Genomic DNA, 15147 nt, shown 5'->3' with positions numbered 1-15147 from the left:
ACAAACACTCCCTCCCTCCCCCCTATGACTGAGCATAGCAAAACCTTTCTTTACCAGTACCTGAACAACGCATCGCCAACAGGTTTTGAATCGTCGGGGCAGCAGCTCTGGCTCGATTACCTGAAACCGTATATCGACGAATATATCGTGGATACCTACGGCTCGGCGGTGGGTGTTATTCATGGTGCCGACGATTCGTCCACGAAAGACTACAAGGTTGTTATTGAAGCCCACTCCGATGAGATTTCGTGGTTCGTGAACTTCATCTCCGACGATGGCTATCTTTTCGTTCGTCGCAATGGTGGTTCCGATGCCCTGATTGCACCCTCGATGCGGGTTAACCTGCACACGAAGCAGGGCGTGGTACAGGGCGTTTTCGGTTGGCCAGCCATTCACGTGCGCGACCTCGCCAAAGATACCGCCCCAAAAGTGACCGATTTGTTTATCGACGTGGGTGCAGCCACCAAAGATGAAGTGTTGGCGATGGGCATTCACGTGGGTACCGTTTGCACGTTTGTGGACGGCCTCACGGAAATGAACGGCCGCTATTTTGTGGGTCGCGCCCTCGATAACCGGATGGGTGGATTCATGATTGCCGAAGTGGCCCGTCAGTTGAAAGAAAACGGCGTTCGGTTGCCCTACACGCTGTATATCGTGAATGCCGTGCAGGAAGAAATCGGGCTACGCGGTGCCGAAATGATTGCCCGCCGCCTGAAACCCGATCTGGCCATTTGTACCGACGTAACGCACGATACGCAGTCGCCGAAATACGACAAGAAAGAGCAGGGCGACCTTAAATGCGGCAGCGGCCCGGTACTTTGCTACGGACCCGCCGTGCAGAACAACCTCCTCGATTTTATGATCGACGTGGCCAACAAAAGCGAAATTCCGTTCCAGCGTCAGGCCGTCAGCCGGTCGACGGGGACCGATACGGATGCGTTTGCCTACGCCGCCGAAGGGGTAGCCTCCGCCCTGATTTCGCTGCCGTTGAAGTACATGCACACCACCGTTGAAACCGTGCATCAGGAAGATGTGCAGTCTGTGATCCGCCTCATGTACGACGTGTTGCTGACGCTAAAAGGCGACGAAGATTTCAGATACATCAAGTAGATATCGGTGCTCTATTTGTGGCCAAGCTATTGGAAAGTATATCAAAAAGCCGCGCTCTGTCATTGGAGCGCGGCTTTTTGAATTATAAGCTGAATGATCAGTAGTCGACCTTGAGTACCCTTACTGGTTAACCTCCATTGTTCCGCCACTTCCATCTAGATTTACAGGCTGGTGTGCGACCTATTGGCTTTGGCCCGGCATCCTCCTAACATCCCGAACCGAACATGCTTAACCCGACCGACCGTAGAGCTACCTGGCTAAAACTGGCTATCCTTTTTTACCTGCTCCTATCATCCCCCCTCTATGCCGCCAGCGTAGATACCCTGGCCATTCCCAGTGCAGTGATGAAGAAAAACCTGCGTGCGGTTGTTGTGCTACCGGCCTCATATTCATCGACAGGAAAAGCCAAAACAACGTATCCAGTCCTCTATCTCCTCCACGGTGGCTACGGACACTTTGACGACTGGATCACTAAAACGCCCGATAAAACGCTGATACAGCGACTAGCCGACCAGTATAACCTGATCATCGCAATGCCCGAAGGGGAAGTGTTCAGCTACTACATCGATAGCCCCATTATCGGCGACAGCCAGTTTGATACGTACCTGACCAAAGAAGTCATCGACAAAATCGACAAGACCTACCGCACCAAACCAACCCGTGCTGGCCGGGCTATTACAGGGCTTTCGATGGGTGGCTACGGGGCGCTCTACCTGGCTACTCGTCACCCCGATTTGTATTGTGCCGCAGGTAGCATGAGCGGAGCCCTGAATCCAGATATGAACTCATGGAAGTTACCGCCCGATGCTACCCAGAACATTAAGGCGGAATTTGAGAAAATTCTTGGGTCATTCAGCCAATCGCCCGACGGGTGGGCTGCCTACTCGGTGGTTGGCATGGCCGACCGGATGAAAACGAATGGACTAAAGCTGGTCATCGACTGTGGCGTAGATGATTTTCTGATCGAGCCGAATCGGGAATTGCACCGCCGACTGGTATTCAACCAAACACCCCATGACTATAGCGAACGGCCCGGCGGCCATAGCTGGGAATACTGGCAGAACTCGTTACCCTATCAGGTGCTGTTTTTCAGTCAGGTGTTGTCTCAAAACTAGGTCTATCGATCAACAACGTACCTGCACCCATCATGCTCTCTTTACTTGGCTTCGGCACCATTGCTATTTTTCTGGTGCTGATCATTACTAAACGATTATCGGTCATTACGGCGCTGGTTCTAGTACCGGTTGTCATGGGTTTGCTGGCCGGATTTTCGGCTAAAGAGCTGGGCGAAATGATTCTGACGGGTATCAAGCAGGTTGCGCCGACAGGTATCCTGCTCATGTTTGCGGTGCTCTATTTCGGAACGATGCTCGACGTTGGCCTGTTCGACCCAATCATTACCACCATCATCCGCTTTGTGAAAGGCGACCCGCTGAAGGTGATTCTGGGAACGGCCATCCTGACCATGACCGTTCATCTGGATGGCGATGGCACGGCAACGTTCATGATCGTCATGTCTGCTTTTCTCCCCATCTACAGGCAGTTAAACATCGACCGGCTCATTTTGCCCGGCATCGTGGCGCTAAGCGTTGGACCGATGCACCTGGTGCCCTGGTCAGGTACCTCGGCACGCGCTATTTCGACGTTAAAAACAGACGCCACCCAACTGTTCAACCCCAATATTCCCGCCATCATAGCGGGCATTTGCTGGGTGTTGCTGGTGGCCTACTGGTTTGGGCTTAAAGAACGAAAACGCCTTGGTATTCGTGAATTCAACTACATCCATCAGGATAGCTTGACCCAGGAACAGCGGCAGTTTCGGCGTCCCCGCCTGTTCTGGATCAATGCGCTGCTAACCGTTACCCTCATTACCACGCTGATGAAAGGCTGGGTACCGGCTCCGGCCCTGTTCATTGTGGCGGCTATTGTGGCGTTGCTCATCAATTACCCCCGCCTCCCCGATCAGCAAAAAGTGCTCAGAAGCCACGGAAACAACATATTCATGGTGTCGAGTATGATCTTTGCCGCTGGCGTCTTCTCCGGTATTCTGACTGGCTCCCAAATGATCGACGCCATGGCAACCTCGGTTGTATCGCTCATTCCACAGCAACACGCGGCCTGGTTACCTACCCTGACGGCGATCACCAGCCTGCCCGCCAGTCTCCTTTTCACGCCCGATGCTTATTACTTCGGAGTTGTTCCCATCCTGAGTAAAACCGCCACGCAGTTCGGTATCGACCCGCTGGAGATTGGCCGGGCTGCTTTGCTTGGCCAGATGACGGTCGGTTTTCCGGTCAGTCCCCTCACCGCGTCGACGTTTTTGCTGGTGGGTTTGGCCGAAGTAGATTTGGGCGACCACCAGCGTTTCATTCTTAAATGGGCTTTTGGCACCACGCTGGTTATGACACTGGCCGCCCTGCTGACCGGCTCGATACACCTATGAAATCATCTGTTCGAATTGGGTGCGGGGCGGGTTTTTCCGGCGACCGGCTAGAGGCTGCCCTGGTGCTGGTGCAACAGGGGGAACTAGACTACCTGGTGCTGGAATGTTTGGCCGAACGTACTATTGCGCTGGCCCAGAAACGAAAACGGCAACAGGCCACACTAGGCTACGACCCCCTTCTGGAACGCCGGATTGACAGCCTGTTGCCGCATTTACTGGAAAAAAAAGTACGGCTGATTACCAACATGGGTGCGGCAAACCCCCTGGCTGCTGCTCAGAAAATTATGGAGATTGCCGGGCGGCTATCACTCTCTGTCACGGTGGCGGCCGTTACCGGCGACGATGTATTCAGTCATCTTTCGGGTTCAGAGACGGCGCTGGAAACAGGGAAACCCCTTTCCGATTCGGGCACGCTTGTGTCGGCAAATGCCTACCTGGGAACCGATGCTATTGTTCCGGCGCTGGCTACGGGTGCCGACATCATCATTACGGGTCGTGTGGCCGACCCCTCGTTGTTTCTGGCCCCGCTGGTTCATGAATTTGGCTGGTCGCTGAACGATTCCGATCGCTTGGGACAGGGTACGGTTGTTGGTCACCTGCTGGAATGTGCCGGTCAGCTCACGGGAGGCTATTTCGCCGACCCCGGCCGCAAGAACGTACCTGACCTGGCCAGCCTGGGCCATCCCTTTGCCGATGTCTCGGCCGACGGAGCAGCTATTTTTGGCAAAGTGGCCGGTACGGGCGGTCTGCTAACGGTGGCAACCGCCAAAGAGCAGCTCCTGTACGAAGTGATGGACCCCAGTCGCTACCTCACCCCGGATATTATCGCCGACTTCACGCAGGTACGTCTGGAAGAAACAGGCCCCAATCAGGTTCGCGCTACAGGCGGGCGGGGAAAGCCACGCCCCGATACGCTGAAAGTGAGTGTGGGATACGAAGCTGGATTCATTGGCGAAGGCGAAATCTCGTACGCGGGCTCAAATGCCCTTAACCGCGCTAAACTGGCGGGTGATATCATTCGAGAGCGACTACACGACCAGTTCACCGACCTCCGCATCGACTATATTGGCAGCACATCGGTCCATCGAACCAACTTCGGTCATTACCCCGACCCTTACGAAATCAGGATTCGGGTGGCGGGCAGAGCCTCCACTGCCCAACAAGCCGCGTTGGTAGGCGAAGAGGTTGAAGCCCTTTACACCAACGGTCCCGCTGGCGGAGGCGGTGCCCGGAAGTACATCCACGAACTGGTTGGCATCGTCTCGACGCTGATCGACCGGGATCAAACGACGCCTCAGGTAACCTTTTTTCAATCATGATCATCAAGCTCTACGACATTGCGCATAGCAGGGCTGGCGACAAGGGGAACACGCTCACCCTTTCGCTCATTCCGTACCGGGAAGCCGATTATCCGCTGCTTTGTGCCCAGGTTACGGCCGAAGCCGTCAGGCTGCACCTGGCCGATATTGTGTCTGGAGAGGTTACGCGCTACGAGTTACCCCATTTACCCGCGCTTCAGTTTGTTTGCCAGCAGGCACTGACCGGTGGGGTAACAACTTCGCTCACCATGGATACACACGGAAAGAGCTTAAGCTTCGCCCTGCTCGAAATGAGCATAACCAGGCACTGAAGCCCTGATGGTACTATCGCTTCTGCTGTTGTAGCTGTTCCTGCTGCTGATAGATCTCCTCGAAACCGTTGCTGGTGAAACGAAGCTTGACGCTGCCTTCGCGCAGAAATCGCCCGGTTTGTGTGTCGAGGATAATCAGGCGTGATTCGAGGTACAGTGCCTGATAACGGCGCTGGTCTTCGCATGGCCTCGGCTCTGCCACCAGCTGTTCTACCGGTTCGGGCTGTGGCTGACTGGCGGGTTTGTTAGCCATTAATAAAACCGCGCCCATAGCCATCACGCCAAAGCAAAAAGATTTCAAATCAATCGTAATCGTTTTCATAGCCGTAGACGTTTCGTTTGTCCAGCTATGACAACGCACCCGGCAATGTGTTTAAGCGTAGGTTTGATTTTTCTCTTCGTTGGCGTAAGCTTACCAGTACGAACCAACAACAGTGTGCTTGCTGGTCTATTTCTGATCGTATTGATAGGCAACTACCGTTGAGGTCTGATCCCGGTTAAAGCGCAAAAACAACCGGGAATCAGCTGACTCGTAGTACCAGCTTTCGGCTGATTTATTGATTGTTTTTTGGGTAGGCTCACCCAAAATAGCAGCCACATCAGATAAGGTCGTTTGGCCTTTTTTGATGTTTGTCAGTTTATCCGAGTCGATGACCAGTGGCCGTTGGGCAGTTACCGAGAACTGGTAATCTGTCACCGTAAAACCATCTTTACCGGAAAGAATAACCTGAAGTTTGGTTTGATCGGGCGCATTGACATAAGCCATCTCCATACCAGATGCCGACATGGACAGGTACGTTGGCTCGCCCAGTAAACGGACAAGGTCAGCCGCGTTACTGCCAACCCGAATCGACTTTATATTCCGCACATCGAGAGCAGACGAGTTTCGGTCGTATTGCTGGTATAGACAAGAGGTCAACTTGTTTTGAGCATCAAACTGAACGCGTATGTTCAGCTTATCGAAACGGTAGGCCCACTCGGTCGACTCGCCAGTAGAGGCAATAGAAACGGGCTTACCCAGGAGCGATCTGATGGCTTGGTCAGTCGTTTGTCCGCACGTCAGCTTACTGATGGTCGTAAAGTCCGGCGCTGCAACAGGGTTCGTTTTCTCCAGGCCATCAGGTTGTTTGTCTGTTTTCTGTTGAGCTACCAACCGCGCCGAAGGAACAGCGAGCAATGTGCAGGACAACCCCACAGTCAGGAGTAAGGGTAAGGCTTTCATACGGGCGATCGTTGGTTTATAAACCGTTTCAGTATGGTAACTTAAAACAGGCATCTACCTATATATCAGGCCCTCGAAATTTATTAGCCGTTACCTGCCTGCGCCTCGGCCGCTTCAACACCGAAGCCGACGTTATCACTACCATCAACCGTGTGGTGCGTTGGTGATGGTACAACCAGCGTACATCTTTCAAACCATAGACTATTCGTGGTTTGTCGCTAGGAAGACATCGAAAACCAGACCTACTTTGTGGAATGTACCTGATGGTCCCGATGGGACAACGAGTCGGGCGGGGTTACGTCTGTTAAGTATGCGATAGGCTATTATGTTATGACAAACCTTTCCTAGCCTACCCCCTAAACCGCTCCCGTAAATGCCATGCGAAGGCTTCTCGGTTGGGGTAGTGCAGGTCGCCGAAGGGGAGGCGGAGGGGTTGGTTGTGGAACTGGCGGAGGTTGTAGGGGCTGGTGGGGTTTTCGGCGATGGCGGGGGAGACGAGGACGCGGAAACGGTCGTCTACGCCGATCATGCCCCGGTCGAAGGCGGTGTGCAGGGTTGGGCACAGGGCAATACCGTTGGTGACGCGGTCGTCGCCGGAGACGCTGATCGGGATGATGTGGCAGGCTTCGACCAGCGTAGCACCATCTGTTGCAATGACTTTCAGGCCTGAAATGGCACAGGTAAAATCATAGACTTTCGGCACCAGCTTTTTGAATAGGCCACCGCGTACAAAACGCGTTTCGTCATCGTTGGTGGTGAGTGACAGGGTGGTTTGGTAAGGGGCGACCTTCTCGTTTAGCAGGTACGTTGCCATATCCTGCACGTAGCTTCGTCCGGCAGTTTTCAGGCTCAGGTACGTTGCCTTCGTGGCGGGGAAGTACGTGTCGAGCAACAGCGTTTTCAGGTACGTTCGGGCCTGTGTGTCTAGCAGCAGCGTGTACAGTTCATCGGCGAAACAGGCGTATGCCAACCGGTCGCTCAGCGTTTGTACGCTGCGGATATAAGTGTCGAGCAGGAAACCGGGGTTAGGCTGCAAAAACCAGAATCCTTCGTTTTTCAGGTAGAAGAACGGCTGCGTAAAATCGTCCTGATTGGCTGTGTTCACCAGCAGCGCAAAATTCTCTTTGAACGTAGCCACCAGTTCCGGCGACACGCCGATTCGGTTTTCAGTAATAAACTGCTTATCGATCAGGTCTATCAGCGTCAGCAGAAAAACGGGTTTGTGGGGTGCTGGCCCGTATTGCGTGCCGCCCCGTTTCAACTTCGTGAATTTCCGGGCGTAAACGGCAAGGCGTTCCTGATCAATCGGACTAGGCATAACGTGAGCGTATTTCGCCATCAAGTTAACGTATTGGCGCATACGGCAATCATCTGTACAGGCGATCTGAACAGGCTACGGTAGCATACGCCTACATTTTCCCTATTTTTAGGGCTGATCGTTATTGCTGACGCGTTTGTATTGCTGACGCATGTGTAGAGACCGGTCCGCCGGTGCGGCAAAATCTTGCGTCTCTACGCCGCACGCGAAGCAGGACAGTCCGTACCCAAATCTCATCACACAACCTGTACCATGATTAAACAACTCCTTACTACCGCCTTACTGTTACCCGTACTAGCGTTTGGGCAGTCCAAAAAAAACACAAAAATCGCCGCCAATCCTGCCGATCGTGACAAGCAGGCCATCATCGCTAGCCTTGATAAGCGGATGCCTGAATACGCGGGTATCTCCAAACAGATCTGGGACTTTGCCGAACTGGGTTATCAGGAAGAAAAAAGCTCGTTGCTGCTTCAGGAACAGCTAAAGAAAGAAGGCTTCGACGTGAAGGCGGGCGTAGCCGGTATTCCCACCGCGTTTGTGGCCACCTACGGCGCGGGCAAACCCGTTATTGGTATTCTGGGTGAATATGATGCGCTGCCCGGCCTGGCTACCGAAGCGAAGCCCGATTTTACGCCCATTGCCGGCCAAAAAGGCGGTCACGGCTGCGGGCACAATCTGTTCGGGACGGCCTCAGTAGCGGCAGCAATCGAGGTAAAAAACTGGTTGAAAGCCGGTCATGCCGGTACGGTGAAGATTTACGGTTGTCCGGCCGAAGAGGGTGGCGCGGGTAAGGTGTATATGGTGCGCGAAGGGCTGTTCAACGATGTCGATGTGGTATTGCACTGGCATCCCGGCTCGCAGAACGCTGCCGACGCAGGTACGTCGCTGGCCAACAAGAACGCCAAGTTCCGGTTTCGGGGCATTGCCGCCCACGCCGCCGCGTCGCCTGAACGCGGTCGGTCGGCACTCGATGGCGTTGAGGCAATGAACATGATGGTGAACATGATGCGCGAACACGTACCGCAGGATACCCGCATTCACTACGTGATCACGAAAGGCGGCGAGGCTCCCAACGTAGTACCCGCCTTTGCCGAAGTGTATTACTACGCCCGCCACAAAGACCGTGACATTCTGCAAAGTGTGTGGAAACGGATCGAAAACGCCGCCGAAGGAGCCGCGAAAGGAACGGGCACCAAAGTGGAGTGGGAAGTATTGGGTGGCGTGTTTAACCTGCTGCCCAACGTGACGCTGGCCGAGGTGATGCACAATAACCTGAAAACCGTGGGCGGCATCAACTACACGCCGGAAGAAACCGCCTTTGCCACGACAATCAGAAATACGTTTCCCGAAGAGCAGCGTGTGCCGGTAACCAACGCCGCGCTCGTGAAAGACTTCCGCGATGCGTCAGAAAGCGCTACCAGTGGCGGCTCTACCGACGTGGGCGACGTAAGCTGGACAGTACCGACCGTTGGCTTGCAAACGGCCACCTGGGTACCGGGTTCGTCGGCCCATAGCTGGCAATCGACGGCCGCCAGCGGCATGAGCATTGGGCAGAAAGGGATGATCGTAGCGGCCAAAACGCTGGCCCTCACCGCGCTTGATCTGTTCACCACCCCCAACTTAATCGAGAAAGCCCGCGCTGAATGGGTACAGAAACGCGGTGCCAATTTCAAATACGAAGCGTTATTGGGCGACCGCAAACCCGCGCTGGATTACAGGAAGTAGTGAAGGGTGAGGGGCGAGGGGCGAAGGGTGAAGGGCGAGGGGTGAGAGGCAAAGGGCGAAGGGCGAGGGGTGAAGGGTGTTGCTTCGCGAGAGCAGCCCCCCCCCGCAATGTCGAACCACCCAAAGGGTGCCTGCTGGCGCCTGACTATCTTCGCGAAGCAACACCCCTCGCCCTTCGCCCTTTGCCTCTCACCCCTCGCCCCTCACCTCTCACCCCTCACCTCTCACCTCTCACCCCTCACCCTTCACCCCTCACCCTCACCCTTCACCCTTCACCCCCATGCCCCACACCCCCTTCACGCTAACGTACCTGAAACCGGGCTTGCATCTGCACCGGATTGACCTGGGTACGTATGCGGCGCTTTGTCGGGAACGGGATTTCAGGTTCTTCTTTCGAGATCTGACGGATGAGTTTGCGACGCGGGGTGAGCGCATCATCCATCTCTGGGAAGACGTTGAACAGCAAAAACCAGCCGTAGTAGCGTCACGACTGGCGGCGTTACAGGGGCAATCCGTCCGTGTTCCGGGGCGACTCACGCAGGTACGTCGTATCGATAAAGCCACGGCCGTAGCCTTTCTCGACGAGCATCATTTGCAGGCATCACTACCCGGAAAAGTACGTTATGGCCTTTTCCTGCCCGAACGCTACTACCGCGTGTTGCCCCCGGCCAACGAGTCAGACACGTACCTGAGCGAGCGGCCTGACGGAGAACTATTGCTGGCGGTAGCCACCTTTGCCCAACCACGTACTCAGCAACGCAATGGCTTGCCCTATCGATCGGCCGAACTGGTACGCATGGCGAGTCGAATCGGCACTACGGTTGTTGGCGGGCTGGACAAACTAATCAAAGCCTACCTGACCAACCACCCCGCCGATGATCTGATGACCTACGCCGATCGCGACTGGTCGGACGGGGCGAGCTACCGCAAACTGGGTTTCGAGCAAACGGGTCACACTGATCCGCAACAGTTTTGGCTACGTCCCGACGAAGGGATTCGCTACGTACCTGACCGACTCCCCGTACCGCTCAATGAAAGTAATACTATAGACTTTGGCTACATTCCTGTTTATAACGCCGGGAGCTTTAAGTTTGTACGGAGGTCTGAAAAAGTTGACGAGTCATAATGGATGTACCGCCATGACTCGGAAGTTCCCTCGGCTTTACCTCACCCCCGGCCCCTCTCCTTGAAATAAGGAGAGGGGGGTGCTCGGCCCATCAATCAGAGTAAGTAATTGGCAGCGCATTGCTCCCCTCTCCTTATTTCAAGGAGAGGGGCCGGGGGTCAGGTAAAGGCCGTAGCAGACTTGCGACTCTTAGAACAACCCATGACACGTACCATAACCACGCTCGATTACGTCAAAGGATTTCTACGCCTGATTCGGGTGCAGAACCTGTTGATCGTGGTGGGTACGCAATACCTGGCCAGGATCGCCCTGATTGGTCCCCGCGAAGATTGGCCACAGCTTTTGCTCGATGGGCGTATGATCATTCTCACCCTGTCGACGGTTTGCATTGCGGCGGCGGGCTATATCATCAATGATTATTTCGACGTGAAAATCGATATCGTCAATAAGCCCGAGCGGGTGATTATCGGGCGATATTTGAAACGGCGGTGGGCTATTACGGCGCATCAGGTGCTGAACGTGATCGGCTGTTTGCTGGGGTTGTTACTCAGCCGTTGGGTGTTTGCCGTCGATGTGCTGTCGGTGTCGCTGCTGTGGTTTTATTCGGCCAACCTGAAACGCCAACCATTTATTGGCAACCTGGTAGTGTCGTTTCTCACGGCCCTGTCGCTGATTGTCATGGCGGTGTATTACAAGCAGAACGAAAACCTGCTGCTAATGTACGCGGCCTTTGCGTTTGTGGTTACGGTGGTGCGCGAAGTCATCAAAGACATGGAAGATGTACGCGGCGACGCCCGCTACGGTTGCCGCACATTGCCAATCGTCTGGGGCATCCGTCGGACCAAATACCTGCTCTACGTGATCATCGCGGCGTTTATCATGACGCTCTTCCTCACCGCCGATTCCTGGGATAACGCCCGCCTAAGCTGGATTTTCATGCTGTTGCTTCTACCCGTTTCCTGGCTGGTTTACCGCCTCGTGATGGCCGACACCCGCCGCGAATACAGCTACCTCAGCAACCTCTGCAAACTCATCATGCTCATGGGCGTACTGACCATGGTGTGGGCCTGAGGAATTACGATTGACGAGTTACGATGTACGATTTGCGCTGCTGTTCTACAACAAGGTTTCTTAGGCAGCGCAAATCGTACATCGTAACTCGTCAATCGTGATTCCCCTAGCAGTCTCCCCCGTCCAGGCCGTTGACCAGGTCTTTCATGTCGTCGATGAGGCGGTTGAAGCGGTCGGGGCCAATGATGCCTTTGAAATGGGTATGCGCTTCTTCCATACAGGCATGTACGGCCATCAGCAATTCAAAACCACGTTCGTTCAGGAAGATCCGGCTGGCGCGTGAATCGGTTTCGTCTTTTTTCGTGTAGATGTACCCCTGCGTTTCCAGCAAACTGACCACCTTGCTCATCATCTGCTTGGTGACGTCGGCCTTGCGTGCCAGTTCGTTGTTGGTAATGCCGTTCTCCTCGATGTTGGCCATCAGGCGCAGGTAGCTGAGCTTAAAATCAGTAAAGCCACGCTGATGCAGCCGGGGCTCCATGAACTCGTCCAGAAAACGTTTCAGCCGCCACGCAAGTCGCCCCATCGAGCGGCCCCGAATCTCCCGGAATAAATCGAAGGTGAAGAGCGTAGTATCTGCTGGTTTCATGGATTGGCAACTGGTTGAGGCTCGCAAATAGATTAATCATTATTTAATACACAAAGATAGTCAACCCGATTGACTTTTATAGTCAACTAGGTTTACCTTTGTTGCCTCATCAAGTAAAACCTATGGCATCTGAATCAACATCTTCTGTAAAAACATATGTGCCCCGACTTATTGGTCTGGTGGTCGTGATCGCTGCTGCCTATTGGGGCTTTACCGCTTATCGGCATGGTCAACAATACGAATCGACCGACAATGCGCAGATCGAAGGCACGTCGGCTCCGGTGCTGGCGCGGGTGGCCGGGTACGTTCAGGAGGTAAACGTCAACGATTACGCTACGGTAAAACGCGGGCAACCGTTGCTTACGATCGATCCGCAGGAGTATGAAGTAGCTCTGCAACAGGCCGAAGCCGATTATCAGTCGACGTTGGCCGATATACAAACGGCACAGGCCGATCTGGCTACGGCGCAGGCCAACAGCCGCAACGTGGCACAAAATCTGAAAGTAACGCAGTCGGCAGCCGCTGTCCAGGCACTTCGCCGCAACAAGGCACAGACCGACCTGCAACGCGACCAGAACCTCTACAACGATCAGTCGCTGACCCGCAAACAACTCGAAGACTCGCGCAATACGGTCGATGTGCAAACGCAGACGTACCAAAATAGTCAGGAGCAGATCGGTCTGGCACGTACCCAGCAGGGTGTAGCGCAGGCGGGTATACTGAAGGCGCAGTCGGCCATTCAGAAAATGCAGGCCGTCTTGAAAGTGAAAGCTGCCGCCGTTGAAAGCGCCAAACTTCGCCTGACTTATGCTAAACTGGCCGCGCCGATCAACGGTAAAATCGGCAAGAAAAACGCCGTTGTTGGTCAATACGTGCAGCCCGGCCAAACGCTGATGACTATCGTGAACGACAGCACGTTTTGGGTCATCGCCAACATGAAAGAAACGCAACTGGAGAAAATCGTTGTGGGTCAACCCGTTGATATCAAGATCGATGCTTACCCGAGCCTCGACGTAAAAGGCCGCGTAGCCTCGCTATCGGAAGCCACTGGAGCGCGGTTTGCCTTATTGCCTCCCGACAACGCATCGGGCAACTTCGTGAAGATTACGCAGCGTGTGCCGGTGAAGATCGAGATTCTGAATCCTGAGAAATACAAAGACAAGCTTCGGGCTGGTCTGAGCGTAGATGCCGCCGTGCGGGTAGCCGACTAACCGGATTCGCTGAATGGAAACTACACTAAAGGCCCCACCTGCTGAGGCCACATTACCCACGGGCTTCCGGCGCTGGGTGATCGTGATCACGGCCGTAACGGCGGCGGTCATGGAGTTGATCGATACGTCGATTGTCAACGTCGGCCTGACCGATATTGCCGGTAGCCTGGGCGCTACCATCGAAGATGCCTCGTGGGTGGTTACGTCCTACGGCATTGCCAACGTGATTGTGATTCCGATGACGGGCTTTTTGCAGCGTTATTTCGGTCGCAAGAATTACTACATCGCCTCTATCATTCTCTTCACCATTGCGTCGTACGGCTGCGGCGTTGCGCCCGACCTCTGGACCCTGGTTTTCTTCCGGTTCATGCAGGGCGTAGGCGGCGGTGCCTTGCTGTCGACCTCGCAGGGGTTGCTGTTCGATGCGTTTCCGCCGAAACAACGGCCGCTGGCGTCGGCCCTGTTTGGGCTGGGCATCGTGCTGGGACCTACGTTTGGTCCAACGCTGGGCGGCTATATCATCGACAATTACCATTGGAGCTGGATGTTCTACATCAATATTCCGGTGGGCATTGCCGCTACGTTTTTGAGCCTCCGGTTTATCGACAAGAAAGCTGATGAATTCAGCATCGATCGCAAAGCGATCAGCATCGACTGGCTTGGTATTATGCTGCTGGCCGTCAGTGTAGGCAGTTTGCAATACGTGCTGGAACGGGGCGAAGCCGACGACTGGTTCGACGATAAAGCCATTCTGTATCTGACCATTGCGGTGGTGGTTGCCCTGCCCTGGTTTATATGGTCGCAACTTCGGGGTACCAAGTCGCCGGTGCTTGATCTGCGGGTGCTGAAAAGTCGAAACCTGGCCGTGGGAACGGTGCTGATGTTTATTGTGGGCTATGGCCTGTTTACATCGGTACTGCTTTACCCGCTGATGGTGCAACGCGTGGCGGGGTTCACGGCTACCCAAACCGGGCGACTGCTCATTCCGGGTGGTGCCATTGCCGCCATCTGTTTCCCGCTGGTAGGTCGAATTCTGGCCAAAGGCGTATCGCCGCGGTATGTGGTCATGGCTGGGTACGTTGCCTTCGCGTCGTTCTGTTTCATCATGTCGACGTTCACGTCCGAAACGTCGGATGGTTATTACGTGCAGGCGTTGCTGATTCGAGGCGTGGGGCTGGCGTTTGTCAATGTGCCGCTGATCAACTCGTCGGTGTCGGGGCTGAAACCGCAACAGTTGCCTATGGGTATTGCCCTCACCAACATGATGCGGCAGTTGGGCGGTGCGTTCGGCGTAGCCATTACCAACACCTACGTAGCCCAGCGCACGGCCTTGCACCGCAGTGATCTGGTATCGAACATCACGGCCGAGAATCCACTGGCTACCGAACGCATCAACGGGATGGCGCAAACGCTGACGGCCAAAGGCATGAATGCTCTCGACGCCGTAACGGGCGCTTACCGAACGCTGGAACTCGCCGTGCAGAAGCAGGCGCTGCTTCTGGCTTACCTCGACGCGTTCCGACTGGCGGGTATGTTCTTTATTGTCTCGTTCCCGCTGCTTTTCCTGCTTCGCTCCGTGAAAATGGATGCCGCCACCGCGAAAGCCGCCGCCGACGCAGCGCACTAACTTTTAAGTCCAAGGTTCAATGTCTAATGTCCAAAGTTGCGCTGCTCCTCAATCAGTGTGATCTCTTAGCAGAGC

At 54.7% G+C, this 15147-nt stretch carries 14 protein-coding genes; 10 read left to right on the top strand and 4 right to left on the bottom strand.

What is annotated here, in order from left to right; genetic code table 11:
• Positions 1-24 precede the first annotated feature (24 nt).
• The 5 genes from ACAW87_RS02040 (at position 25) to ACAW87_RS02020 (ending at position 5183) form a co-directional block, all read left to right on the top strand.
• Positions 25-1110: a M20/M25/M40 family metallo-hydrolase gene (locus ACAW87_RS02040; protein WP_370721478.1), complete on the top strand. Its 1086-nt coding sequence runs from the start codon at positions 25-27 to the stop codon at positions 1108-1110.
• Between the two features lie 224 nt (positions 1111-1334).
• Positions 1335-2225 carry an alpha/beta hydrolase gene (locus ACAW87_RS02035; RefSeq protein WP_370721477.1) on the top strand — a complete coding sequence of 297 codons (891 nt, stop codon included), beginning with the start codon at positions 1335-1337 and terminating at the stop codon, positions 2223-2225.
• An 8-nt stretch (positions 2226-2233) separates the two neighbouring features.
• Entirely contained in the window at positions 2234-3553 is a 1320-nt protein-coding gene (locus ACAW87_RS02030; RefSeq protein WP_370721856.1) for a CitMHS family transporter, read from the top strand.
• Entirely contained in the window at positions 3550-4872 is a 1323-nt protein-coding gene (locus ACAW87_RS02025) for an acyclic terpene utilization AtuA family protein (protein WP_370721476.1), read from the top strand. The genes ACAW87_RS02030 and ACAW87_RS02025 overlap by 4 nt, the downstream gene beginning before the upstream one ends.
• The gene (locus ACAW87_RS02020; RefSeq protein WP_370721475.1) at positions 4869-5183 is read left to right on the top strand and encodes an AtuA-related protein; all 315 of its coding nucleotides are present in this window, start codon (positions 4869-4871) and stop codon (positions 5181-5183) included. The genes ACAW87_RS02025 and ACAW87_RS02020 overlap by 4 nt, the downstream gene beginning before the upstream one ends.
• 13 nt (positions 5184-5196) lie before the next feature.
• On the opposite strand, the gene ACAW87_RS02015 is transcribed toward ACAW87_RS02020, so the two are convergent.
• The 3 genes from ACAW87_RS02015 to ACAW87_RS02005 form a co-directional block, all read right to left on the bottom strand.
• Entirely contained in the window at positions 5197-5505 is a 309-nt protein-coding gene (locus tag ACAW87_RS02015; RefSeq protein ID WP_370721474.1) for a hypothetical protein, read from the bottom strand.
• A gap of 126 nt (positions 5506-5631) precedes the next feature.
• Positions 5632-6405 carry a hypothetical protein gene (locus tag ACAW87_RS02010; protein ID WP_370721473.1) on the bottom strand — a complete coding sequence of 258 codons (774 nt, stop codon included), beginning with the start codon at positions 6403-6405 and terminating at the stop codon, positions 5632-5634.
• Positions 6406-6754: 349 nt separating this feature from the next.
• Positions 6755-7723, bottom strand: a complete 969-nt coding sequence (locus tag ACAW87_RS02005) for an HNH endonuclease (protein ID WP_370721472.1) — start codon at positions 7721-7723, stop codon at positions 6755-6757.
• 252 nt (positions 7724-7975) lie between these two features.
• Between ACAW87_RS02005 and ACAW87_RS02000 the strand changes: the two genes are divergently transcribed.
• The 3 genes from ACAW87_RS02000 (at position 7976) to ACAW87_RS01990 (ending at position 11645) form a co-directional block, all read left to right on the top strand.
• Entirely contained in the window at positions 7976-9448 is a 1473-nt protein-coding gene (locus tag ACAW87_RS02000; protein ID WP_370721471.1) for an amidohydrolase, read from the top strand.
• A 280-nt stretch (positions 9449-9728) separates the two neighbouring features.
• Positions 9729-10574 (top strand): hypothetical protein, encoded by an 846-nt coding sequence (locus ACAW87_RS01995; RefSeq protein ID WP_370721470.1) that lies wholly within the window; start codon positions 9729-9731, stop codon positions 10572-10574.
• A 201-nt stretch (positions 10575-10775) separates the two neighbouring features.
• Positions 10776-11645, top strand: coding sequence for a geranylgeranylglycerol-phosphate geranylgeranyltransferase (locus tag ACAW87_RS01990; RefSeq protein ID WP_370721469.1), 870 nt, complete (start codon positions 10776-10778; stop codon positions 11643-11645).
• Between the two features lie 106 nt (positions 11646-11751).
• Here ACAW87_RS01990 and ACAW87_RS01985 read toward each other — a convergent pair whose 3' ends face one another.
• Positions 11752-12234 (bottom strand): MarR family winged helix-turn-helix transcriptional regulator, encoded by a 483-nt coding sequence (locus ACAW87_RS01985; protein ID WP_370721468.1) that lies wholly within the window; start codon positions 12232-12234, stop codon positions 11752-11754.
• Between the two features lie 122 nt (positions 12235-12356).
• On the opposite strand from ACAW87_RS01985, the gene ACAW87_RS01980 reads away from it, so the two are divergent.
• Together ACAW87_RS01980 and ACAW87_RS01975 are read left to right on the top strand one after the other, a co-directional pair.
• Positions 12357-13445, top strand: coding sequence for an HlyD family secretion protein (locus ACAW87_RS01980; protein ID WP_370721467.1), 1089 nt, complete (start codon positions 12357-12359; stop codon positions 13443-13445).
• Between the two features lie 13 nt (positions 13446-13458).
• Complete coding sequence (locus tag ACAW87_RS01975) at positions 13459-15072, top strand: DHA2 family efflux MFS transporter permease subunit (RefSeq protein ID WP_370721466.1); 1614 nt, start codon at positions 13459-13461, stop codon at positions 15070-15072.
• Positions 15073-15147: the final 75 nt, after the last annotated feature.

The sequence above is a fragment of the Fibrella aquatica genome, from assembly GCF_041321135.1.
GTDB classification, from domain to species: Bacteria; Bacteroidota; Bacteroidia; order Cytophagales; family Spirosomataceae; genus Fibrella; species Fibrella aquatica.
Note: the sequence above shows the minus strand (reverse complement) of the source record. Positions and strands in the feature narration are given on the sequence as shown.